General features: G+C 54.9%; 20 protein-coding genes and 1 pseudogene. 17 read left to right on the top strand and 4 right to left on the bottom strand.

The features are described from left to right. A pseudogene (locus AC5LBQ_RS07380) lies at positions 1 to 430 on the top strand (hypothetical protein); the annotation flags it as partial. Between the two features lie 28 nt (positions 431 to 458). Here the strand turns inward: AC5LBQ_RS07380 and AC5LBQ_RS07375 are convergent. The 3 genes from AC5LBQ_RS07375 to AC5LBQ_RS07365 form a co-directional block, all read right to left on the bottom strand. After that, the gene (locus tag AC5LBQ_RS07375; RefSeq protein ID WP_493265075.1) at positions 459 to 1226 is read right to left on the bottom strand and encodes an amino acid ABC transporter ATP-binding protein; all 768 of its coding nucleotides are present in this window, start codon (positions 1224 to 1226) and stop codon (positions 459 to 461) included. A 26-nt stretch (positions 1227 to 1252) separates the two neighbouring features. Then, on the bottom strand, positions 1253 to 1906 hold the full coding sequence (locus AC5LBQ_RS07370) for an amino acid ABC transporter permease (protein ID WP_295027130.1): 654 nt from the start codon (positions 1904 to 1906) through the stop codon (positions 1253 to 1255). Positions 1907 to 1993: 87 nt separating this feature from the next. Beyond that, positions 1994 to 2821 carry a transporter substrate-binding domain-containing protein gene (locus tag AC5LBQ_RS07365; RefSeq protein ID WP_493265074.1) on the bottom strand — a complete coding sequence of 276 codons (828 nt, stop codon included), beginning with the start codon at positions 2819 to 2821 and terminating at the stop codon, positions 1994 to 1996. A gap of 213 nt (positions 2822 to 3034) precedes the next feature. Between AC5LBQ_RS07365 and ftsZ the strand changes: the two genes are divergently transcribed. The 7 genes from ftsZ (at position 3035) to dnaE (ending at position 11688) form a co-directional block, all read left to right on the top strand. Next, positions 3035 to 4546, top strand: coding sequence for a cell division protein FtsZ (gene ftsZ, locus AC5LBQ_RS07360; protein WP_295027199.1), 1512 nt, complete (start codon positions 3035 to 3037; stop codon positions 4544 to 4546). A gap of 220 nt (positions 4547 to 4766) precedes the next feature. Further along, on the top strand, positions 4767 to 5231 hold the full coding sequence (locus AC5LBQ_RS07355; protein WP_493265073.1) for a cell division protein SepF: 465 nt from the start codon (positions 4767 to 4769) through the stop codon (positions 5229 to 5231). A 103-nt stretch (positions 5232 to 5334) separates the two neighbouring features. Beyond that, complete coding sequence (locus tag AC5LBQ_RS07350) at positions 5335 to 5634, top strand: YggT family protein (protein WP_282922661.1); 300 nt, start codon at positions 5335 to 5337, stop codon at positions 5632 to 5634. A 190-nt stretch (positions 5635 to 5824) separates the two neighbouring features. Then, positions 5825 to 6412, top strand: a complete 588-nt coding sequence (locus AC5LBQ_RS07345; protein WP_493265076.1) for a DivIVA domain-containing protein — start codon at positions 5825 to 5827, stop codon at positions 6410 to 6412. A 67-nt stretch (positions 6413 to 6479) separates the two neighbouring features. Then, a complete protein-coding gene (locus AC5LBQ_RS07340) occupies positions 6480 to 7007 on the top strand; it encodes a signal peptidase II (protein WP_493265072.1) in 528 nt (175 codons plus the stop codon). Then, on the top strand, positions 7007 to 7921 hold the full coding sequence (locus AC5LBQ_RS07335) for an RluA family pseudouridine synthase (protein ID WP_295027123.1): 915 nt from the start codon (positions 7007 to 7009) through the stop codon (positions 7919 to 7921). The genes AC5LBQ_RS07340 and AC5LBQ_RS07335 overlap by 1 nt, the downstream gene beginning before the upstream one ends. Positions 7922 to 8007: 86 nt before the next feature. Beyond that, a complete protein-coding gene (gene dnaE / locus AC5LBQ_RS07330; RefSeq protein WP_493265071.1) occupies positions 8008 to 11688 on the top strand; it encodes a DNA polymerase III subunit alpha in 3681 nt (1226 codons plus the stop codon). A 49-nt stretch (positions 11689 to 11737) separates the two neighbouring features. On the opposite strand, the gene AC5LBQ_RS07325 is transcribed toward dnaE, so the two are convergent. Continuing rightward, the gene (locus tag AC5LBQ_RS07325; RefSeq protein ID WP_493265070.1) at positions 11738 to 12451 is read right to left on the bottom strand and encodes a FadR/GntR family transcriptional regulator; all 714 of its coding nucleotides are present in this window, start codon (positions 12449 to 12451) and stop codon (positions 11738 to 11740) included. Positions 12452 to 12582: 131 nt separating this feature from the next. Between AC5LBQ_RS07325 and AC5LBQ_RS07320 the strand changes: the two genes are divergently transcribed. From AC5LBQ_RS07320 to hisH, 9 genes are all read left to right on the top strand, one after another. Continuing rightward, entirely contained in the window at positions 12583 to 13800 is a 1218-nt protein-coding gene (locus tag AC5LBQ_RS07320) for an aminotransferase class V-fold PLP-dependent enzyme (RefSeq protein WP_493265069.1), read from the top strand. 9 nt (positions 13801 to 13809) lie between these two features. Next, entirely contained in the window at positions 13810 to 15105 is a 1296-nt protein-coding gene (locus AC5LBQ_RS07315; protein ID WP_493265068.1) for an ABC transporter substrate-binding protein, read from the top strand. Positions 15106 to 15131: 26 nt separating this feature from the next. Beyond that, a complete protein-coding gene (locus tag AC5LBQ_RS07310) occupies positions 15132 to 16055 on the top strand; it encodes a carbohydrate ABC transporter permease (protein WP_493265067.1) in 924 nt (307 codons plus the stop codon). Continuing rightward, positions 16042 to 16881, top strand: coding sequence for a carbohydrate ABC transporter permease (locus AC5LBQ_RS07305; protein WP_493265066.1), 840 nt, complete (start codon positions 16042 to 16044; stop codon positions 16879 to 16881). Before AC5LBQ_RS07310 ends, AC5LBQ_RS07305 begins: the two co-directional genes overlap by 14 nt. A gap of 15 nt (positions 16882 to 16896) precedes the next feature. Then, the gene (gene hisD, locus AC5LBQ_RS07300; RefSeq protein WP_493265065.1) at positions 16897 to 18228 is read left to right on the top strand and encodes a histidinol dehydrogenase; all 1332 of its coding nucleotides are present in this window, start codon (positions 16897 to 16899) and stop codon (positions 18226 to 18228) included. After that, positions 18229 to 19368: a histidinol-phosphate transaminase gene (locus tag AC5LBQ_RS07295; RefSeq protein WP_493265064.1), complete on the top strand. Its 1140-nt coding sequence runs from the start codon at positions 18229 to 18231 to the stop codon at positions 19366 to 19368. After that, positions 19365 to 19979: an imidazoleglycerol-phosphate dehydratase HisB gene (gene hisB, locus AC5LBQ_RS07290; protein ID WP_493265063.1), complete on the top strand. Its 615-nt coding sequence runs from the start codon at positions 19365 to 19367 to the stop codon at positions 19977 to 19979. The genes AC5LBQ_RS07295 and hisB overlap by 4 nt, the downstream gene beginning before the upstream one ends. Positions 19980 to 19997: 18 nt before the next feature. Next, on the top strand, positions 19998 to 20783 hold the full coding sequence (locus tag AC5LBQ_RS07285; protein WP_493265062.1) for a hypothetical protein: 786 nt from the start codon (positions 19998 to 20000) through the stop codon (positions 20781 to 20783). Beyond that, positions 20780 to 21257 (top strand): imidazole glycerol phosphate synthase subunit HisH (gene hisH, locus AC5LBQ_RS07280; RefSeq protein WP_493265061.1); only part of this gene is annotated, 478 nt, incomplete at its 3' end. The genes AC5LBQ_RS07285 and hisH, both read left to right, overlap by 4 nt.

Genomic DNA, 21257 nt, shown 5'->3' with positions numbered 1-21257 from the left:
TCGTCTTTCCCCCGCGCCCCCCGCCTTCCCCCCCCCGGCCGCCCCCCGGGCTGGTGTTTGGCGGGGCCGGGCGCCCGCCACTCTGGCGGCCCGTTATGACGAACGTAACGGCAATGTCGAAGTGTCGTCCTCTCTGGGGCTGCTGGATTCGCATCCCCTACCTGACGGTCTGTTGCTGCAAGGAACCGAAGGGGACGCACGGTTCATGGCGCGGCTGCTGCGGGCGCGAGCACTGCTGGAATGCAACCAAGGATTTGACGCTTTGCTGCTGTTGGGAGGGCTGGAACAGACGAATTTCCCCTCCGTGCGGCGCCTGGGCCCCGAGATTCGGATGCTGACATCCCTGGCGCGGATGCAGATGTCGCATGACTCGGCCAGCGCCGCGGAATCATCGGCTGCCGAGTCTCACCCGGAATCCCAATCTGCTTAGCTTTGCCGCAGCCTGGTCAAAAGCGGCGTTAGCGTGGCTGTTCGCCCTGGAGTTTGTGGAGGAACTGGCGAGTGCGCTCCTGAGTGGGGTGGTGAATGAGCTGTTCCGCGGGGCCTTCTTCCAATACGGTCCCGCCGTCCATGAAAACGGCGCGGTCAGCGACCTGGGCGGCGAACTCCATCTCGTGAGTGACAATAACCATCGTCATGCGTTCGTCAGCCAGAGAGCGGATAATGGCTAGGATTTCACCAGTCAGCTCCGGGTCCAGCGCGGAAGTCGGTTCGTCAAAGTACAGCATTCGCGGTTTCAACGCGAGCGCCCGGGCGATGGCCACGCGCTGCTTTTGACCCCCGCTCAGCTCGGAGGGGTAAGCGTTGCCTTTGTCTGCCAGGTTCATGCGCTCCAGGAGCTGTTGGGCTTCGGTGCGGACTTCAGCGGGATTGCGATGCTGAACTTTGATTGGGGCGTCGGTGAGGTTACGCATGACGTTCCAGTGTGGGAACAGGTTGAAATTCTGGAACACCAATCCGTAGTCATGCCGGAACCGTTTTTCATCACCGCTCGAGGTTTTTTCCCCGTTTTTCATGGTCAGAGCGGTTTCTCCGAAGTATTCGATGCTCCCGGAATCCATGTAGTCCAGGAAAGTGGCACAGCGCAGCAAGGTGGACTTCCCCGAACCGGAAGGGCCCAGAATCGCCAGGACCTCGCCCTGCTCGACCTGTACGCAGACACCCTTCAGGACTTCCAAATCGCCGAAGCTCTTGTGCATGTCTTTAATAGATAGTGCGGTGCTCATGATTCCCTGCTTTGCTGGTGACTGTTTCAGATTTGATACTTGCTGACGCGTTTTTCCAACTTGTTCATGGTCACGGCCACCACCATGTTAAAGACGTAATAGAAAATGCCGGCAGCGACGAAAGGTGCCATGGAAGCGGTGGTGGAGGCGTATTCCCTGGCGATAGAAAACATTTCCAAGAAAGAAATGACCTGGGCTAGGGACGTGTCCTTGACCAGGGTGATGACTTCGTTAGTGATGGAAGGCAGCACCGTGCGAAACATCTGGGGCAATTTGATGGTATAGAAAGTGCGCTGCTGGGAATAGCCCAGGACAAACGCCGCTTCGGTTTGCCCTTGGGGGATAGCCTGGAAACCGCCGCGATAAATTTCGGCGAAATAGGCAGCGTAGTTGATTGAAAAGGCAATGATGGCAGCCCAAAAATTGTAAGACGCGCTGATAGGCACTTTGAACAGGTAATAGGGCCCGAAATAAACGACCATGAGCTGCAGCATCAAGGGAGTGCCGCGCATAATCGAGATATAGAACTGAACTATCCAGTTCAGGGGTTTAAAAGGGACCACCCGCCCGGCGTACACCAGTAATCCCAGGGGGAGGGAAATGACCAGTGTCAACGCGAACAGAATCACGGTCCGACCAAAGCCCAAGGCCAGTTCAGGAAGGAAAGTCCACTCGTTCATGTTGCATTCTAAAACTGAGGAGTTTTCGGTGCCGCTGACCGCTGTCCCGCGCTAAGAGGGACACCGAAAACTCAACTTTGGCTACGTTTACTTGGTGATGACGGCGTTTTCCAAGCCGTACTTCTGGGCCAGTTCCATGAACTTACCGTCCGCAATCATCTCATCCAAGGTGGTTTGTACCTGGTCGCGCAGGGCTTCGTTGCCGAGTTTGAAGCCCACGCCGTACTGTTCGGTCTGCACCGGCTTTTCCATGATGGTGAACAGTCCCTTCTTTCGCGTCTCCAGCTGGTAGTTGGCGACACCGATGTCCACGGCCACCGCATCGGCCGCCCCGGCTTCCAGACTCATGAACGCGTTGTTGTAGTCGGGAACTTTGTTCAGGGCTTTGAACGAAGCGAGCAAATCCTTGTTGGCTTCGTCCTCCAGGGCTGCCAAACCGGAAGAATCAGCCTGCACAATGACGGTCTTGCCCTCCAGAGCCGCGGCGTCTTTTAGGTTGTCAGCGCTGCGGGTTACAAAAACAATGGAGTTATCTACATAAGGTTTTGACCAGGTGTACTTGTCCTCGCGGCCGTTCATGGTGAAACCGTTCCACAAACAGTCCACCGATCCCGAATCGAGTTGCATATCTTTGGCATCCCAGTCAATAGGTTTCTTTTCCAGGGTCCAGTCGTTGCGTTCCGCTACCTCGGCAGCTAGATCCAAGTCGAAACCGGTGTATTCTCCAGTCGTTTCGTCCTTGTAGCCGTAAGGCGGGAAGTTCGCGTCAAAGCCGACCACGAACTTGTCGCCCGCGCTTTTCGCGGTGTTGCCCCCTTCGGTGCCGGCGTTGTTAGATGAATCGCCGCCGCAAGCGGTCAAAGAAAAAGCTACGGCGAGGCCCGCCGCCAGGCTGATAATTTTTTTAAAAACCATTGTTTTTCCTTTAGATAGTGAAAATTGATTTTGCCTTTCGCAGTCTAACAGTGTGGCCGCCGGGAATTAAACTGCGTCAAAAATCTGAAATTCCAAAACACGCCGAAGCGCATCCCGGTTAATTGCACAACACTCACTAAATTTCTGGCGTCAAAAAGACGGCATTACTTTAACCCTTAAGTTCAAGGTTAAGGTTGGAAGGGGAAAACCATGATGGAACCAGCACCACTGGCAGTCATCCGCGTCGTAGGCGTCGGAGGCGGCGGTGTCAACGCGGTAAACCGGATGATTGAATCAAATCTGCGCGGGGTCGAGTTCATCGCGATTAACACCGATGCACAAGACCTGCTGATGTCGGATGCTGATGTCAAACTCGAGATTGGCAGGGAGTCCACCCGCGGGTTGGGCGCTGGAGCTGATCCCGAAGTTGGCAAAGCGGCAGCGTCTGCTCACGAGGAAGATATCCGTGAGGCGCTGCGCGATTCCAACATGGTTTTTGTCACCGCTGGTGAGGGTGGCGGCACCGGCACGGGCGCGGCACCGATTGTGGCCGGTATCGCCCGTGAGCTCGGCGCTTTGACCATCGGTGTGGTTACTCGGCCTTTCCAATTTGAGGGACGTCGTCGAGAGCAACAAGCCGATCGAGGTATCGAAGCGCTGCGTGAACAAGTTGATGCCCTCATTGTCATTCCTAACCAACGTCTGTTGGAATCTACGGATGCCAACCTCTCGGTACTGGAAGCCTTCCGTGCCGCTGACCAGGTCCTGCAATCCTCCGTACAGGGCATCACCGAAATCATCACCATCCCCGGTACCATCAATGTCGACTTCGCTGACGTGACCACCACTTTGAAAGATGCCAAGACCGCATTGATGGGCATTGGCACCGCTACTGGCCCGGATCGGGCTCTCAGCTCAGTAGAGATGGCAATCTCTTCGCCGCTGCTAGAAAGCTCTATGGACGGGGCTGACCGTGTGCTCATCTTCTTCCAAGGCGGGACGGACCTAGGGATGCAAGAGATGAACGATGCTGCCCAGATGGTTCGCGAACTGGCCGATCCAGACGCTAACGTCATTATCGGTTACGCCCCGAACGAAGAATTTGCTGATGAGATTAAAGTCACGGTTATCGCCGCGGGCTTTGAAGGCAAGGGTGGATATGCCACCTCCGCGCATGCCGCTCAGAAGTCATCTGCCGCCCGTGCCACAGCAGCGCGTCCCGCCCCGGCCGCTCCGAGTGCCAAGCAGCCGGCTTCGCCCCGGACTAACGAACCGAGCCAGCAGACGGCACCGCAGCCGAATGCGGAAGCTCCGGCGACGCCGAAGCCCGCCCCGGCAACTGCTGAACCTGCTTCTGAAAAGGAAGAAATCCTTGACGGAATCGAGGCCCGGCTGGCTCAGCACCGCCACGAACCGGCTGCGAAAGTTCCCGAGTTGAAAGCCCCGAAGTTCCCCGCTGGAACCGAGGCGGTGGGCGCCTTGCGGCCCAAGTCAGAGACGCATCAACCGGAAATCAAACTCACCGGCCTGAACGGAATTCCTGACGCAAAGCGGGAGCCTCTAGCCGTTACCTCAGGGATTCGTCCAGTGTCGCCCGATGCGGCGAGCGTACCGGACTATGTTGATTCCTCCCGGGAACAGCGTGCGCCAGCACTGCGCCTGGAACACGTCTTTGACGACATCGCGGCAGACGATGAACTCGACATTCCGGACTTTTTGAAATAATTCCACTGCGCTCCAGGGGTGATACCGGCGCAGCTCGAAACTTTTTCCTCTCTCCCAAAAGAAACCGTTCCCGTCGTTGACTAACAGTCATCGACGGGGCGGCTTTCGCAATTTTTCGCTCTGATTAGCGACACTCCGTAAAAATTCCCCAATAAACCACCGGTCTTCGCATAGTCTCATTCCAGTTGTCCAAATCACACCGAAACCTAGGGGAGAAATTATGGGTCTGGCGCTGCGTAACGTTTTAGAGAAGGTCGGCTTGCGGGAACCCGACATCGACGATTACGAAGATGAGGAATTCCTCGAAGATGAAGCTCCTTTGGGTGAGCTTCATGAATTTCCCGGTTCCACCGAATCGGAAACTGCTCCGCACACCCACCCGGACGCTCCTGCTGAGGCGCCAATTGGCACTATTGACCGGATTAAGACGGCCAAGCCCACCACGTACTCGGATGCCAAAGAAATAGGAGACTACTTGCGCGAAAATGTGCCAGTCATCCTCAACCTGGCTTATCTTTCCGCCAAGGAAGCACAGCGCATGGTGGACTTTGCTTCCGGCTTGACTTACGGTCTGCGCGGTTCTTTTGAGGAAGTTGGCACCCGAGTGTTCCTGCTTTCCCCGCAGAACCTTAAGACTATCGAGGCTAGTCCGAATCGCTCGGCCTCCCTTTTGCAGACTTTGTGACTGCTAATTTCCTTCCATTCTGAGGTTCCCCCATCGCATCTAGTGGTGGGGGAAACTTGGTCTGTTTAGCCGAGCGCTGTCAGGTAGGATTGTCTGCGTGGATATGGTACGACTCATCGGCTTGGTTATTTACTACGTGATAAACGTCTATGTTTTCATCCTGGTTCTGAGGGTAGTTCTGGACTGGGTCCAGATTTTGGCTAGAGATTGGCGCCCCCGGGGAATTATTTTGGTGTTGGCTAACTTGATTTATGCCTTGACAGATCCACCGGTACGCTTTTTTGGGCGTTTGATACCTCCGCTTCGTATCGGCGGATTGGCGCTTGACATGGGGTTTTTAGTGTTGTTCATCCTCCTGTTCGGACTGCAATGGTTGGTGGTCAGGCTCACTTTTATGGTTTAGACGCCGTTTTTCCATTTTCATCGCTCTGGGCAATTAGCAAATTTCCCCTCTTTCGGAGTAAGTTTTAAACCTCAGTATTCACACAAGTAACAAAAAATGTGTAACAATGTCTTTTGTACAAAACGTGCGAATGCCCAAAAGGTTTTGGAAATCGGGGCGCAAGCCCCCTGATACGGACGAGGTGACGAATATGGCGTTGCTCACCACAGATGACATCGTCAACAAGAAGTTTCAGCCCACGAAATTCCGCGAAGGCTATGACCAGGATGAAGTGGACGATTTCTTGGACGAGGTGGTGAATACCCTCGATACCCTGACCAAAGAGCGTGATGCGCTCCGGGCCGAGCTGGATGAAGCAAACCGCAAGATTGCCGAACTGAGCAGCGGTGTGGCGCCAGTGGCAGAAGCAACTCCCGAGCCGGCCACTCCCGAACCTACCCCGGTGGTGGAATCTGCTCCGGCTACTGCAGAGGCCCCCGAGTCGACTTCTGCGGTCTCCATGCTGGATATGGCGCAACGTCTGCACGACGAATACGTGCAAGACGGCCAAAAGAAGGGCGAAGAAATCATTGCCGATGCTCGCGTCGAAGCCGATCGGATTATTGCCGAGGCAGAGCAAGAGCATTCCCGCGTCCTGGCGCAGTTGGAGCAAGAACGCGGCATGTTGGAGCGCAAGATTGAAGAGCTCAAGACTTTCGAATCCGAGTATCGCGCCAAGATGAGTTCGTTCTTGGAAGGCATTCTTTCGGACTTGGCGAGTTCCGCACCGACCAACTAAGTTGTCGTTCAAATCCATCTTTAGTCATCAGCCGACGGGAGATCCCCACCGTTTCTCCCGCTGGCTGATGGTGCTTTTAATCATGGTGGTGGTGGGCGGCATCGACCAGATGACGAAACGCCTGGCCCAGCGTTTCCTGGTTGCCGGTACAGAGCCGCAGCCCCTGCTGGGCTCATACGTAACTTTGCACCTCACTCACAACCCCGGTGCCGCTTTGTCCATTGGTCAGGGCCAGACCCTGGTCGTGACCATATTTAGCTTGATATTGGTGTTTATATTGACTGTGTTGTCTTTCTCGACACATAGCCGGATGTGGGCTTACACCTTGGCGGTTGTGTCGGGAGGGGGACTGGCGAACCTGGTAGATAGGTTCCAAGGTCCGACATGGGGTACCGGAGAGGTCGTTGACTTTATCGATTACTTCGGTTGGTTCGTCGGCAATGTGGCTGACATTTTCGTAGTTGTTGGGGTAGCGGTAGTCTTCGTTTTGCTGGTTCGCGGCGTACCGCTGTTCGCCACTCCTCAATCCGAACCCAAACCGAGGTGCGCCGAAGCGGGTACAGGTCAGGATGGTCTCGAAAAGGATAAAGATTAGTGAGTCGTTTGTTGCCGGTACCGGAGGGGCTTGCGGGGCTTCGCGCTGACGTGGGATTGTCGCGGCTTTTGGGGCTGTCACGAGCAAAAGCGGGAACTCTTTTGGAATCGGGAGCGGCCACGCAAAACGGCGAGACTCTGAAAAAATCCGATCAACTGACCCCGGGAAGTCTGTTGGAAATCGAAATTCCCGAACCTACCGGCTATGTTCCCGAAGTCACCCGCGTGGAAAACTTGGGAATTTTATATGCCGATGATGATTTGGTGGTGGTGGACAAGCCGGCCGGGGTCGCCGCTCACACCGGCCCCGGTTGGGAGGGGCCTACGGTAGTTGGGGCGCTGCGTGCTGCCGGGATTCCGGTGTCAACTTCCGGTCCGGTGGAACGCGAAGGTATCGTGCATCGTTTAGACGCGGGAACATCGGGAGCGATGGTGGTCGCAAAATCGGAACTCGCCTACGGCAAACTGAAAAACGAGTTTCGCTACCACCGGGTCGAAAAAATTTATACCGCCCTAGCCACGGGAAGGGTAAAACCCCCAGTAGGAACTATTGATGCCCCCATCGGACGGGCGCCGGGGCGTGAGTTTAAGATGGCGGTGGTGTCCGGTGGAAAGCCCGCGGTGACGCACTACGACGTCACCGAGGAACTTTCGGGAGCAACTTTGTTGAAAGTCCAGCTGGAGACGGGACGTACCCACCAGATTCGCGTGCATCTCGCGGCTATCGGGCACCCCTTGGTAGGTGATACAGAATATGGAGCGGATCGGAAAACGGCGGCTCGGCTGGGACTGGAGCGGCAATGGCTGCATGCCAGTCGGCTGGCGTTTAAACACCCGCGAACCGGGCTGGAAGTCGCGGTGCAGGCTCCGCTACCAGCAGATTTAGCGGCAGCTTTAGAGCTTTTGCGTCAATAGTCAGGCCGAAATTCGCGACTCGCGGCCCCACCTGGGAGACTAGGGCTGCGGAGCTTCACTAAGCAAAAATCGACTAAGATTAACCCATGCCCAAATCCGATTTCGTCCATCTTCATGTCCACACTGACTACTCGATTTTGGATGGGGCGGCAAAGATTAAGCGGCTGGTCGCCAAAGCGGTAGAAAACCAGCAAAAGGCCGTGGCGATCACCGATCATGGTTACCTGTTCGGGGCTTTTGAGTTTTATCAAGAATGTCATGATGCCGGGATTAAACCCATTATCGGCTTGGAAGCCTATGTCACTCCGGGAACTTCGCGTTTCGACACCACGAAAGTGCAGTGGGGGACTTTGGAACAGCAAAAGGCCGGTGACGACGTGTCCGCTCGAGGTGCCTATACGCATATGACGCTGTTGTCCCAAACTACCGAGGGAATGCACAACCTGTTCCGGCTGGGCTCTTATGCCTCCCTGGACGGACAGATGGGAAAATGGCCGCGGGCTGATCGGGAACTGTTGGAGCGCTATCACGAGGGGCTCATTGGTACGGCAGGCTGTCCCTCCGGGGAGGTCCAGACCCGGTTGCGGTTGGGGCAGTACCAGGAGGCCCGGCGGGCTGCCGGGGAGCTGCAGGACATCTTTGGCAAAGACAATTTTTATGTGGAGCTGATGGATCACGGTCTATCCATCGAAAACCGCGTACGCAAAGACTTGCTGCGCTTAGCTCGGGAAATCAATGCACCTGTCATTGCCACCAATGACTCTCACTATGTCTATAAGGAAGACCGGGAAATTCAAGACGCGATGCTGTGCATCAACTCCGGGGATCGGCTGTCCAACCCGGATAGATTCCGCTTTGACGGCACGGATTACTATCTGCGACCCAGCGAAGAAATGCACGAACTGTTTGCGGAAATCCCCGAGGCTCTGGACAATACCCTGTTGATTGCCGAGCAGTGCAACGTTGAATTCCCAGACGTGAAGGAAGGCACCTTCATGCCGGTTTTCCCGGTGCCAGCTGGAGAGGACGAAGTATCCTGGTTCATTAAGGAAGTCGAACGTGGTTTACAGTATCGGTTCCCGAACGGTATCTCTGAGGAAGTCCGCAAACGCGCCGACTACGAGGTTGAGATTATTATCCAAATGGGATTTCCCTCGTACTTCCTGATCGTCTCGGACTACATCCAATGGGCGAAAGATAAAGGAATTCGCGTCGGTCCCGGGCGCGGCTCCGGAGCTGGCTCCATGGTCGCCTACGCTATGCGCATCACGGATTTGGATCCCATCAAGCATGGACTGTTGTTTGAACGTTTCCTCAACCCTGAGCGGGTGTCTATGCCGGATATCGACGTCGATTTCGACGATCGTCGCCGTCAGGACGTCATCGACTACGTGACCCGTAAATACGGCAAGGACAAGGTGTCTCAGGTCGTGACCTATGGCACGATTAAATCGAAGCAAGCCCTTAAGGACGCGGCGCGCATTTCGGGGGCGGATTTCTCAAAAGGAGAGAAGCTCACTAAAGCGATGCCGCCCGCGGTCATGGGCAAAGATATCCCGTTGTCCGGCATGTACAATTCGCAGCATCCCCGCTACAAAGAGGCCGAGGAATTCCGCAAAGTTGTGGCCGAGGATCCGTTTAACCGCCAAATCTTCGACCTAGCAGCCGGGGTGGAAGGCATGGTTCGCCAATGGGGAGTGCATGCCTGTGCGGTCATCATGTCGCGGGAAACCTTGACCGACGTCATCCCCATGATGAAACGTCTGCAAGATGGAGCCATGATTACCCAGTTTGACTACCCGACTTGTGAGCACCTGGGTCTGCTGAAGATGGACTTCTTGGGGCTAAAGAACCTCACCATTATTTCCGACGCCCTGGACAACATTAAAATTAACGGGAAAACCGCACCTGACCTGGAACGTTTGGATGTTGATGACAAGGCGACGTACGAACTTTTGTCAACCGGTGAGACCCTGGGGGTGTTTCAGCTTGATGGCGGGGGTATGCGCACCCTGCTGAAGCAGCTGCGACCTACCGAGTTCGACGATATCTCCGCTCTGGTGGCACTGTATCGACCTGGGCCGATGGGGGCGAATTCCCACACGAACTATGCATTTCGGAAAAACGGGCTGCAAAAGATTGAGCCGATTCATCGTGAGCTGGAAGAACCGCTGAAAGATATCCTCGGCTACACCTACGGTCTGATTATCTACCAGGAACAGGTCATGGCTATCGCCCAGAAAGTCGCCGGATTCACCCTGGGACAGGCCGATATTTTGCGTAAAGCCATGGGCAAAAAGAAGAAAGATGTCCTGGACAAGCAATACGTGAAATTTCACGACGGAATGATTGAACACGGTTATTCTGAGGATTGCTGCAAAACCCTGTGGGAAATTTTGGTACCTTTCGCCGACTATGCGTTTAACAAATCCCACTCGGCAGCTTACGGGTTGATTGCGTATTGGACAGCCTATCTCAAGGCAAACTTTCCGACCGAATACATGGCTGCCGTGCTGACTACTCAGACGGATAAAGACAAGCTGGGGATGTATCTGAACGAGGTGCGTCGCATGGGGATTAGGGTCTTGCCTCCCGACGTGAACCAGTCTTACGGAGCTTTCGCCCCTGACGGAAACGACATTCGTTTTGGATTGGCCTCGATTCGTAACGTCGGAGAAAACGTAGTTGCGGAAATCATCAAGGCACGCCAAGAAAAAGGTGCCTACACGTCCTTTTCGGACTTCCTGAAAAAAGTTCCGGCGGAAGTCTGCAATAAACGCACCATCGGTTCGCTAATTAAGGCCGGAGCTTTCGACACGTTCGGGGTCTCACGCCGCGCGCTTACCGCGATTCATGAACAAGCAGTAGACGCGGTGGTGTCTACGAAGCGTCAAGAGTCTAACGGACAGTTTGACCTGTTCGCCGCCCTAGAGATGGATGGGGCCGGAACCCAGGACAACCTGTTGGGCTCAGCCAGCGTCGATATCCCCGATATCCCGGAGTGGCCCAAGAACGAGTTGCTCGCGTTTGAACGGGAAATGTTGGGCATGTACGTCTCGGATCATCCGCTCTCGGGGATGAAACGGGTGTTGGAAGGTTTGGCTGAGGATCGTATCGTGGATCTGACCTCGGATGAGGGCAAAGGTAATGATTCCCCGGTCAAAATTGCCGGTCTGGTAACCGCGGTAAATGTAAAGATTTCCAAACGCTCCGGTCAGCAGTGGGCGATTGCGAAAATCGAGGACATGACCGGTTCTGTGGAAGTGCTTTTCTTTGCGAAAACCTACGAAAATATTGCCGGTGACCTAATCCAAGACAATATCGTGGTGGTCGGTGGACGGCTGCACCGAGAGGATGAATCTGTTTCGATTTACGCCAGTGACCTGAGCGTGCCGAACTTATCGTTGCATCTGGATCATCTGGACGAAGTTGATTTATTGCTACCCGCTGAGCGTTGCACGGCGGAGAACATGCGTGCCTTTGGTGCCTTGCTGGAACGTTTCCCCGGTCAAGCTCCCGTACGTTTACATATTTTGGAGGAAGGGGAGCTGCAGGTTCTGGACTTGGGATCCGAACACCTGGTTAATGCCGGGCCGGATTTCTTAGGCGAACTGCGCGCCATGCTGGGATATGACTCGATTATTGCCCCCGGAACTGACCCCTTAGAATCCAATGCGGCTGCTGAAATTGCCATGATTTCCCCGGTGGAGTCTCACCCGGATCAGACTCTGTCGAATACGACTCTATTTGACGCTTCTAGCCTCTAAATCTTCACCATGTTCTCTGCAGAGTGGGCTTTTTACGAACTTGTGGTGCCTAGACATCCTCAAGGTTATTAGAAAAAAGGTCTGGGTTTGGACGGTAAGTCTCTAGCCAGGTTTTAGTGGTGTGGACGTGGGTTCGTGCCAAGAATGAGGCTCGTTCGGGGTCGCGTTTTTTTATAGCTTGGACAATCTCTAGGTGAGCGTTATCGCTAACTTTTTTCAAGTCAAGTCGTTCCGGTTCTTCATAAATGTGGTAATCCCTACCGCGTTGACGCAGCACTTTGAGCAGGGAAATTATGGCTTGGTCGTCCGCTGCACTGGTTATGAGTTTGTGGAACTCTGTATCAAGGATTTGAGCTTCGTGCCCTGGGGCACATTTCCTCAAATCCATAGCGATTTGCTCCAGCTTCTCGATTTGGACATCTGAGAGTCTTGCTGCTGCTTGGGCGGCGCAGTAACCTTCTAGTATTTCCCTCAGGGTGAATAACTCGATGAAAGACTCAAGGGGCAGCAGCGGGACGATAGCGGTAAGTGCATCTACCACGTTCTTTGGTGTTAGTTGGGATACGCGCGCGCTAGCGTTCCTTTGTAAATCTAACACTCCAGCTACTCGCAGCATTTTCTGAGCTTCTCGAAGCGAGCTGCGCGAAACAGCGAAGCGTTCGCACAGCTCAATCTCTGCGGGGAGGGATTGACCCGGTTTTAGTTCCCCGCTGGCTATCATTCTGCACAGCCCCAAGCGGGCTTGTTCTACCGCATCTTGCATAGTTCTACCTTACAAGTAAAACGTTCTAGCACTCCAAAATTTGAATTGTCAGACAATTAAATAAAAAAATGCCAAATAATCCCCATTAATGTCTCAAAGTGCTAGAATTGTCAGACAAGGAGGTCGGAACGATGAAGTTCTCCACTGTATATTCGTATAACTCAGGTCCCAGTTGGTCTCTCGATCCTAGATGTAAACACCTCAATCACGGTTCCTTTGGCGCAGTACCCGTGGAGGTGCAGGCTGAGCAAAACCGCTTGCGTACCTTGATGGAGAAAAACCCGGTGAGTTGGTTCTCGGCGGCTCACGAACGGGTAAGCAGAGCACGCGAGGAGATGGCGCGGCATTTGAGTGTGGACCCTTCACACCTGGCTTTTGTGTTCAACGTTTCGGCAGGTGCATCGGTTGTCTATCAGAGATTTATGGCGCAAGGTTCTGTGCACACCCTGGTAACAGATCACGGTTACGGTGCGGTTTCGATGGGAGCCAGGCGCTTGTCTCAGCGTACAGGCGGAACTTTCAATGTGGTTTCTGTTCCCTTGAACGCCACAGCGGCAGAAGTCGTGGATATCCTGACAGAAAAGATGCAACACATCCCCCCTGGGTTGCTTGTCATCGATCAGGTTACCTCAGCCACGGCTCGACGTTTTCCGGCTAACGAGATTTGTAAAAAAGCTCGGGAACTAGGGTTTACTACCCTGGTAGATGGGGCGCATTCCCCAGGCGTTTTGGAAAATCCGATTTGCTTCGATGCAGATTACTGGGTCGGGAATTTGCACAAGTTTGCCTGTGCGCCACGCGGCGCTGCTTTGCTCTATTCGCGTGACGCTGATCAAGAGCTATTTCCCTTAATTGATTCCTGGGGTGCAGAGCTCGAGTTCCCCAAACGTTTTGACCACACCGGAACTATGGACACAACAGCGTGGCTCACCGCGCCCTTTGCTTGGAATCTCATCGATGAGACGGTTGGTTGGGACAAAGTTAGACAGTGGTCCAGTCATCTGGCTGACGAGGGAGAGAAGATTCTTGACGTAACGCTGCGTCAGTGGATGGACGATCCTTTCCCCGACGTTGGGCAGAAAGTTGGTCCATTGCGTCTGGCGCGTTTGCCTCTCGGTTTGGGACGTACACGCGAACAGAGCGATGCGTTGCGCATTCCCTTCATCGAAGCGACGGGAATAGCGTTATCTTTCACAAGTTTTCATGGTCAAGGGTTTCTTCGCTTTTCAACCCACATATACAACTCATTGTCAGATTTTGACTATCTCGCCAGCGAAGGTCTTCCCCTGCTGCACCAGTGGGCGAGCCAGATTTCGACTGAATCCAACATTATGAACAACAAAGATTAAGGAGGAATAATGCGCAAACACATCGCCGTGTTAATTGCAGCCTCATTTGCCCTGACCCTTGGGCTAACTGGTTGCAGCTCAAGTGATGCAGATGACTCACAAGGAGCTGTAAAGCTCCAAATGGTGGAGTCTCTGACCAATCCTGCTCGTACTGAGTTGATTCGAGGTCTGCTTCAGGACTTCGAGAAAGAACATCCAAATATAAAGGTAGAGTTGATTTCTCCGCCAACAGAGCAAGCGGATCAAAAGATACAGCAAATGCTACAGTCCGGTTCTGGGGTTGATGTTTTAGAAGTTCGTGATCTGACTGTGGGGCCTTTCAGCAATAACGGGTGGCTCTACGACATGGCTCCTGAACTCAAAAATTGGGATGGTCTCGATAAGCTCACCGATCAGGCTCAAAAATTCACCATCAACGCTGATGGGAAGTCCTACTTTATTCCCTACGGTTTCTATGGTCTGAGCTTGTTTTACCGGACTGACCTGGTGAAACAGGCTGGTTTCGAGGGGGCACCAAAGTCGTGGGAAGACTTGGTAGAACAGGCAGCCAAGATTCAGAATCCCGCGCAAAATCGCTACGGTTATGCCTTCCGTGGTGGCCCCAACTCTGCAGGGCAGCTGATGAGTATTCTCGAAGCCTACAACGCAGACAACCTTGACGTAGCTAATGCCTACAAGGTTAAGAGTGGCAAGACGATTTTCACGACCCCCGAGTCTCAAACTGCCTTAGACAAATATGTGGAGCTATACAAAACAGGCTCCCCGGAATCCTCTGTTTCCTGGGGGTACGCAGAAATGGTGCAGGGCTTCACCAATGGCTCTACCGCCTTCCTGCTTCAAGATCCTGAGGTAATCGCTACGGTGAAAGAGTCGTCCCTGACTGAGGATCAGTGGGGTGTTGCCCCCAACCCAGTGGGACCGACGGGGAAAGCCGCATGGCCGATGGCTACGGCGGGCTGGGGTGTGACGCAGTTCTCTAAACACAAGGCTGAGGCAGTAGAACTGGTGAAATGGCTGGCTGGCGATCCTTCCACCACTTTCGCGAAGGAAAACTCTCTGGTGCCGATTCTGCAGGCTGCCGGGGAAGACGAATTCTTCAAGATTGGCCCCTGGGCTGCTTACGTAGAAATGACGTCTAACCCAGATACCTGGATTTCCGTTGAGGAACCTCGCGGAGTTGCCTGGTGGACCGAATGGATGCAGCGTTCAGAAGCGGACTTGCAAAAGGTCCTCTTGGGTCAGATGACCACCGCCCAGATGCTCTCCGGCTGGGATAAGTTCTGGACAGAAAAGTGGCAGGGGTAGCTACGATGTTTTCAGGGAAGAAAGCTGTGGGTGCGTTAGCCGAAAGCGGGCGCGCCCACAGCCGACGCCCATTCTCGAGCAGGTCTGCCCTGACGATAATGGTGTTTCTGGCTCCCGCTTTCATCTTTGTAGCCATCTTCACCTACTATCCGATGCTACGTGGTGCCCAGATGGCTTTCCGTAAATGGAACTTGTGGAATCTCAACGACACCCCGTTTGTTGGTCTCGGTAACTTCCATGAACTCATCTCGAATCCTCTGTTTCTACACACCATGGTGAACTCGCTCATTTGGGTAACTGCATCTCTCATTCCCCAGTTCGTAATCGGGTTCTTGATAGCGTTAGCGTTGCGCAATCGATTCAGGTTCAGGGGATTGTATCAAGCCGTTATTTTTTACCCCTGGGCGGTGTCAGGGTTTTTAATTGGCGTACTCTTCAGGTGGATGTTCAATAGTGAGTTCGGTGTGTTCAATGATTTGTTAATGCGGGTCGGTATCGTGGATTCTCCCGTCCCCTGGCTGGCGAAACCGGAGTTAGCTTTCGTTGCCGTGATTATCGCGAACATCTGGTACGGAGTGGCTTTCTTTGCAATCATGATTTTGGCTGCCTTGCAATCCGTGCCTCAAGATATGTTGGAGGCGGCGGCGATTGATGGCGCGAGCCGCACGCGCACCCTATTTAGCATCATCATTCCTTCAATTCGTTCGACCTTGATACTCACAGTTTTACTGCGCATAATCTGGATCTTTAACTTCCCGGATATTATCTATGCGATGACCGGAGGAGGACCTGGCAACCAGACACACATCGCCACAACTTGGATGATTCAGTTCACCCAGCAGGGCAGTTATGGTTTGGCCTCCGCACTGGGCTTCATCGTGGTCGGCGTTCTCACAGTGTTTACCGGAGTGTATCTGTTGCTCTTGACGAGGAGTAATGATGCTAAATAAAACCCCGATGTATCTTAAGATAATCAAAATTTGTGGCTTGAGCCTGTGGTTTATCATTACGGTGTTCCCGCTGTATTGGATTCTCCTCACGTCTTTTAAGCCAGCCAATCAAATTGCGGAATATCCTGTCCGCTACTGGCCACGTGTTTTTTCGTTAGAAAACTACATGAATCTATTCTCCAAGGCTCAGTTCGGCACCTATATGTTCAACTCACTGACGGTTGCCCTGTTGGGTTCGATTGTGGCAACGTTGATTGCTCTGCTAAGCGGTTATACGCTGTCACGTTTTACTTTTCGATCGAAAGGTGCGGTGCTCATCGCCTTTCTCATCACGCAGATGATACCGATGTTCATCGCTCTTGGTCCGCTCTACCAGATGTTCACCACCCTGGGTCTAGTTGATACTCGAGCGGGTCTCATCCTCATCTACATCGCCATGACCATACCATTCTCCTCGATTATGCTGCGAGGGTTCTTCGACAACGTCCCTGACTCGCTCGAAGAGGCAGCCATGGTTGATGGTTTGAACAGGTTCTCCGCTCTTTGGCGGATTATCGTACCGGTGATGTTGCCAGGAATTACAGCCACTTTCATCTTTAACTTTGTCAATATCTGGAATGAGCTGTTCTTGTCTGTAACCCTAATAAACTCGGATTCTAAACGGACAATTCCCACTGCTTTGAACAGTTTCATATCTAGTTTCAACATCGAATGGGGACCGATGTCCGCAGCCGCTGTGTTGACGATTTTTCCCACCATGATACTGTTCTCTTTCGCCAGTAAGTGGATTGTAGCTGGTCTAACCCAAGGTGCTACTAAGGGATAGCTGTAAGATGTTACTGTGTTCAACGTAGTGGATTTTTCAACAGAAGACGTAGATGCCGCGGTGCTGCGCGAGCGGCTGCCCCGGGCGGCTCTCAATGTCGAGCGGGCGGTGGAGGCGGTGGTGCCCCTAATCGATGCGGTTCGCCGCGAAGGTGCGAAAGCCTTGCGTGACCAAGCCGAGCAGTTTGACCGGGTGCGTCCTCGCCTGTTGCGGGTTCCGGCCGCTGAAATTGAGCGAGCCCTACAGGAACTCGATCCGGGGCTACGCGAAGCGATTGAAACGTCCATTGCCAATAACCGGAAAGGTCACGAGGCGCAGCTGCCTCGCCCGGTCGTCACCGAAATTATTCCCGGCGGCACCGTTACGCAACGCTGGATTCCGGTGCGGCGCGTGGGTCTGTACGTTCCGGGCGGACTCGCGGTCTATCCCAGTTCGGTCATCATGAATGTGGTGGCGGCACAGGTGGCGGGGGTGAGCCAGATTGCTTTGGCCTCCCCGGCGCAGCAGGCTTTCGACGGCTCGGTACACCCCACCGTGTTGGCGACCTGCGCCTTATTGGGCGTGAGCGAAGTTTATGCCATGGGCGGAGCCGGAGCGATTGGTGCGTTCGCTTACGGCGCCATGGGAGAAACGCCAGACGACGGTCAGGTTTTGGTTGAACCTGTGGATGTCATTACCGGTCCGGGCAATATCTATGTTGCGGCCGCGAAACGTTTGGTGTCCAGCGTTTGCGGTATCGACGCGGAAGCCGGCACCACCGAGATTGCCATCATTGCTGATAGCAGCGCCACGCCAAAATTTGTCGCCGCAGATCTGATTAGCCAAGCCGAACACGACCCGGCAGCCGCTTCAGTCCTCATTACCGACTCGACCGAACTTCTGACCCAGGTCAGAGCGGAACTGGAGCGCCAAATTCCCCAACGTGACCATCACGAACGTATTACCACCGCCCTCTCCGGGCCGCAATCGGGTGCCATCCTCACTCGGGATATCGAACAATCCATTGCCGTGGCAAACGCTTACGGAGCTGAACACCTCGAAATTCAAACCGCCGATGCCCGCGAAGTGGCGGCACAGATTCACAATGCGGGGGCAATTTTTGTCGGCGACTATACCCCGGTGCCGCTGGGGGACTACCTGGCAGGTTCCAACCACGTCTTGCCCACCGGAGGCACCGCCTCCCACGCTTCGGGACTGAACGTGATGGCATTCCTAAAGTCCGTACAACAGATTGAATACACGCAACAAGCTGCGTACGCGCTGACCGACCGCCTGGTGGTATTCAGTCATGCCGAGGATCTGGAAGGCCACGGAGCATCCCTGCTGGCACGTCGGGAAGGCAAGTAAATGAGTGCAACAGACGCCCTCGCCACGCCGGAAGATTCCCTGCAACTGCCCGTGCGGGACGACTTGGCGGGGCTTGAACCCTACGGGGCACCTCAGCTGCAGGTGCCGGTGGCCATCAATGTGAACGAAAACCCCTATCCGGTTCCGACTCCCGTGGTCGAGGCGATTACCGCGGCGGTGCGCGAGGCAGCGGGAAGTTTGCATCGTTATCCCGACCGGGATTTTCCGGCTCTACGCCTGGCCTTGAGCGATTATCTGGAGCGGGAATCCGGAGTGCGGGTGGCTCCCGAATGGTTGTGGGCCGCTAATGGCTCTAACGAGGTCATGCATCATCTGTTCAGCGCTTTTGGGGGACCGGGACATCCGGCGCTGTCGTCCTCGCCCACGTACTCGATGTATCCCGAATATGCCCGCAACACCCTGACCGAGTTGTTGGACGTGCCGCGGCGGGAGGATTTTTCCGTGGACGTGGCCGCATTACAGCAAGCTGTAGCCCGCGCTCACCCGGCGCTGCTGGTGCTGGCTTCGCCCAACAATCCCACGGGAACCCACCTGAGCTCCGCGGACGTGGCTGAAATCCTGAGTTTTACTCGTACCAGCGGACCGCACGGGAGCGCGACCCTAGTGGTCATTGACGAAGCCTACGGCGAGTTTCGCCGTGACGGGGTACCTTCCGCCCTGGAACTGTTGGCGGCACACCCGCACCTGGTGGTGTCCAGAACTATGTCCAAGGCTTTCGCGATGGCCGGTCTGCGGTTGGGGTATCTGGCGGCTCATCCCCAGATTATTTCCCAGCTCATGCTGGTGCGTTTGCCCTATCACCTGTCGGCTCTGACCCAGGCGGCAGCTCTGGCGGCACTGTCCCAGGCAGATTTGCTACAAGCCCAGGTGGACAAAATGCGCCATACTCGTGACCGGATGGTGAAAACCCTGCGAGAAATGGGGTTGAGCGTGGCAGAATCGGATACGAACTTTGTTTTCTTTGGAAAGTTCGGCGACCGCCAAAAAGTCTGGCAAGATTTACTTGACCGCGGCGTGCTAATCCGCGTAGTCGGATCCGAGGGCTGGTTGCGGGCCAGCGTCGGCACCGAGGAGGAAACTGAGGTGTTTCTCTCCGCCCTAAAGGAGGTATTGAAATGAACGAAACTCGGATGCCCCGGGTGGCGCAGGTCGCGCGGGAAACGTCGGAATCTCGGGTAAAGGTGCGGGTGAATCTGGACGGGATGGGTCGAGCCAATATACACACCACGGTGCCGTTCTATGACCATATGCTCACCGCTTTGGCACGTCATTCCCTGATTGATTTGGATATTGAAGCAGCGGGAGACACCGACATTGATGTCCATCACACGGTGGAAGATACGGCCATAGTTCTGGGTCAGGCGTTGCGCGAAGCGTTGGGGGACAAGGCCGGTATCCGCCGTTTCGGTGACGCGTGCGTGCCTCTGGATGAGGCTTTGGCTCATGCTGTGGTGGATTTGGCGGGACGGCCCTACGTTGTTTGCGAGGGGGAACCGGAAGGCCAGCAGTATCACCTCATCGGCGGACACTTTACCGGTTCGCTGACCTATCACGTGTTTGAATCCCTGGCGCTGAATGCCGGGATTTGTCTGCATCTGCGCCTGTTGGCGGGCCGGGACCCGCACCACATCGTGGAGGCTCAATTTAAGGCTCTGGCGCGGGCGTTAAAGGCCGCGGTGGAATATGATCCGCGGGTGGTGGGCGTTCCCTCCACTAAAGGAACTCTGTAGCGTCGGGAAAGGCTAGTGATGAGTGAACCGCAAGAAGCCCGAAATCCTGAGGACAGAGGGGACAAGCCTGGCGATCAGCAGGCCTACGATGCCGAGTTTGCCGACCTCATCGCCAAACTGGGAGATGTTGACTTTGCACCGGAACCCTCGGTTGCAAGTCAGGAGGAAACGCTGGATCTACCCGAAGAATCCGAGCCTCCGTTGGTGAACCGGCGCGCCACCGCGTGTTTCCTGACCCCAGTGGCTTCAGCGGAAGCGTTGGGGGCGCTGTGTGCGTTGAGCGGGATTTCAGCGGTGGTGGTGCCTACGGACGCCGGGGCACTGGTGGTGCAAAACCTGGAGTTGACCGAAGAACAGTGGGGGATGGCGCTGCTGGTCGAAAGCCTCAATGAGCTGGACTCGGACTTGGATACGGTGGCGTCTACGCTGACCGAGATTATTCGGATGCCCGTGGTCGTGTTTTCTGCCCTGCTGGCTCCCGGTACCGAACAGGAACCCGGAGTGACCGGTCAAGTCCTGGCAGGCCGCTGGGCTAATCAGGCTTTCGAGGCGGATTTACCGGCGGGACTGGTCATTGCCCAAATGCCCCTGGAGATTGAAGATTTGGTGCTGGGAAGGGTCAATCCGGCGGAGGTGGACGGGGCGGTTGATACCGTCGACATTCCTCGCTGGAAAGCGTTGCGGATGCTGGGCAAAGGCATTAAAGATTCGCGTGAGGAACGCCGGCGTCAACGTGGTCAGGCAGATTCCTCCGATGACGCGGTCTGGGGAGAGGACTCAGAAGGGCGGGGGGACGCCTCATGACCAATCCTCAAGTCGTCGTGTTGGATCACGGATACGGCAATGTGCTTTCCGTCGCGCACGCCCTCGAGCGGGCAGGAGCCCGAGTATCGCTCTCGGCTGACGCGACTGAAGTCGCCCAGGCAGACGGTTTGGTCGTTCCCGGTGTGGGAGCCTTCGCGGCAGTAATGCGTTCCCTGCAAGCCTCGCGGGCGCCTCTGATGATTGAACGTCGGCTCGCTGGAGGTCGCCCGGTACTGGGTATCTGTGTCGGCTTGCAGGTCATGTTTGAAAGCGGCGACGAAAACGGAGAAGTCACTGCCGGGCTGGATCAATGGTCGGGAATGGTGACTGCTCTGCCAGCGGCGCGTTTACCGCATATGGGCTGGTCAAAAGTGCATGTTCCGGCTCAGTCCCAGCTGTTGGCGGGGCTTGATGGACAGAGGTTCTATTTCGTGCATTCCTACGCTTGCCTCAGCGACCCCGCCGCAACCTTGG

Source organism: Mobiluncus sp. (assembly GCF_985070215.1).
This window is presented reverse-complemented; position numbering and strand designations above follow the sequence as displayed.

Excerpts from the sequence above, each read along its gene's own strand:
- AC5LBQ_RS07375 (WP_493265075.1), bottom strand. The coding sequence starts at position 1,226 with ATGAGCACCGCACTATCTATTAAAGACATGCACAAGAGCTTCGGCGAT.
- AC5LBQ_RS07370 (WP_295027130.1), bottom strand. The coding sequence starts at position 1,906 with ATGAACGAGTGGACTTTCCTTCCTGAACTGGCCTTGGGCTTTGGTCGG.
- AC5LBQ_RS07365 (WP_493265074.1), bottom strand. The coding sequence starts at position 2,821 with ATGGTTTTTAAAAAAATTATCAGCCTGGCGGCGGGCCTCGCCGTAGCT.
- ftsZ (WP_295027199.1), top strand. The coding sequence starts at position 3,035 with ATGGAACCAGCACCACTGGCAGTCATCCGCGTCGTAGGCGTCGGAGGC.
- AC5LBQ_RS07355 (WP_493265073.1), top strand. The coding sequence starts at position 4,767 with ATGGGTCTGGCGCTGCGTAACGTTTTAGAGAAGGTCGGCTTGCGGGAA.
- AC5LBQ_RS07350 (WP_282922661.1), top strand. The coding sequence starts at position 5,335 with ATGGTACGACTCATCGGCTTGGTTATTTACTACGTGATAAACGTCTAT.
- AC5LBQ_RS07345 (WP_493265076.1), top strand. The coding sequence starts at position 5,825 with ATGGCGTTGCTCACCACAGATGACATCGTCAACAAGAAGTTTCAGCCC.
- AC5LBQ_RS07340 (WP_493265072.1), top strand. The coding sequence starts at position 6,480 with ATGGTGCTTTTAATCATGGTGGTGGTGGGCGGCATCGACCAGATGACG.
- dnaE (WP_493265071.1), top strand. The coding sequence starts at position 8,008 with ATGCCCAAATCCGATTTCGTCCATCTTCATGTCCACACTGACTACTCG.
- AC5LBQ_RS07325 (WP_493265070.1), bottom strand. The coding sequence starts at position 12,451 with ATGCAAGATGCGGTAGAACAAGCCCGCTTGGGGCTGTGCAGAATGATA.
- AC5LBQ_RS07320 (WP_493265069.1), top strand. The coding sequence starts at position 12,583 with ATGAAGTTCTCCACTGTATATTCGTATAACTCAGGTCCCAGTTGGTCT.
- AC5LBQ_RS07315 (WP_493265068.1), top strand. The coding sequence starts at position 13,810 with ATGCGCAAACACATCGCCGTGTTAATTGCAGCCTCATTTGCCCTGACC.
- AC5LBQ_RS07305 (WP_493265066.1), top strand. The coding sequence starts at position 16,042 with ATGATGCTAAATAAAACCCCGATGTATCTTAAGATAATCAAAATTTGT.
- AC5LBQ_RS07295 (WP_493265064.1), top strand. The coding sequence starts at position 18,229 with ATGAGTGCAACAGACGCCCTCGCCACGCCGGAAGATTCCCTGCAACTG.
- hisB (WP_493265063.1), top strand. The coding sequence starts at position 19,365 with ATGAACGAAACTCGGATGCCCCGGGTGGCGCAGGTCGCGCGGGAAACG.
- AC5LBQ_RS07285 (WP_493265062.1), top strand. The coding sequence starts at position 19,998 with ATGAGTGAACCGCAAGAAGCCCGAAATCCTGAGGACAGAGGGGACAAG.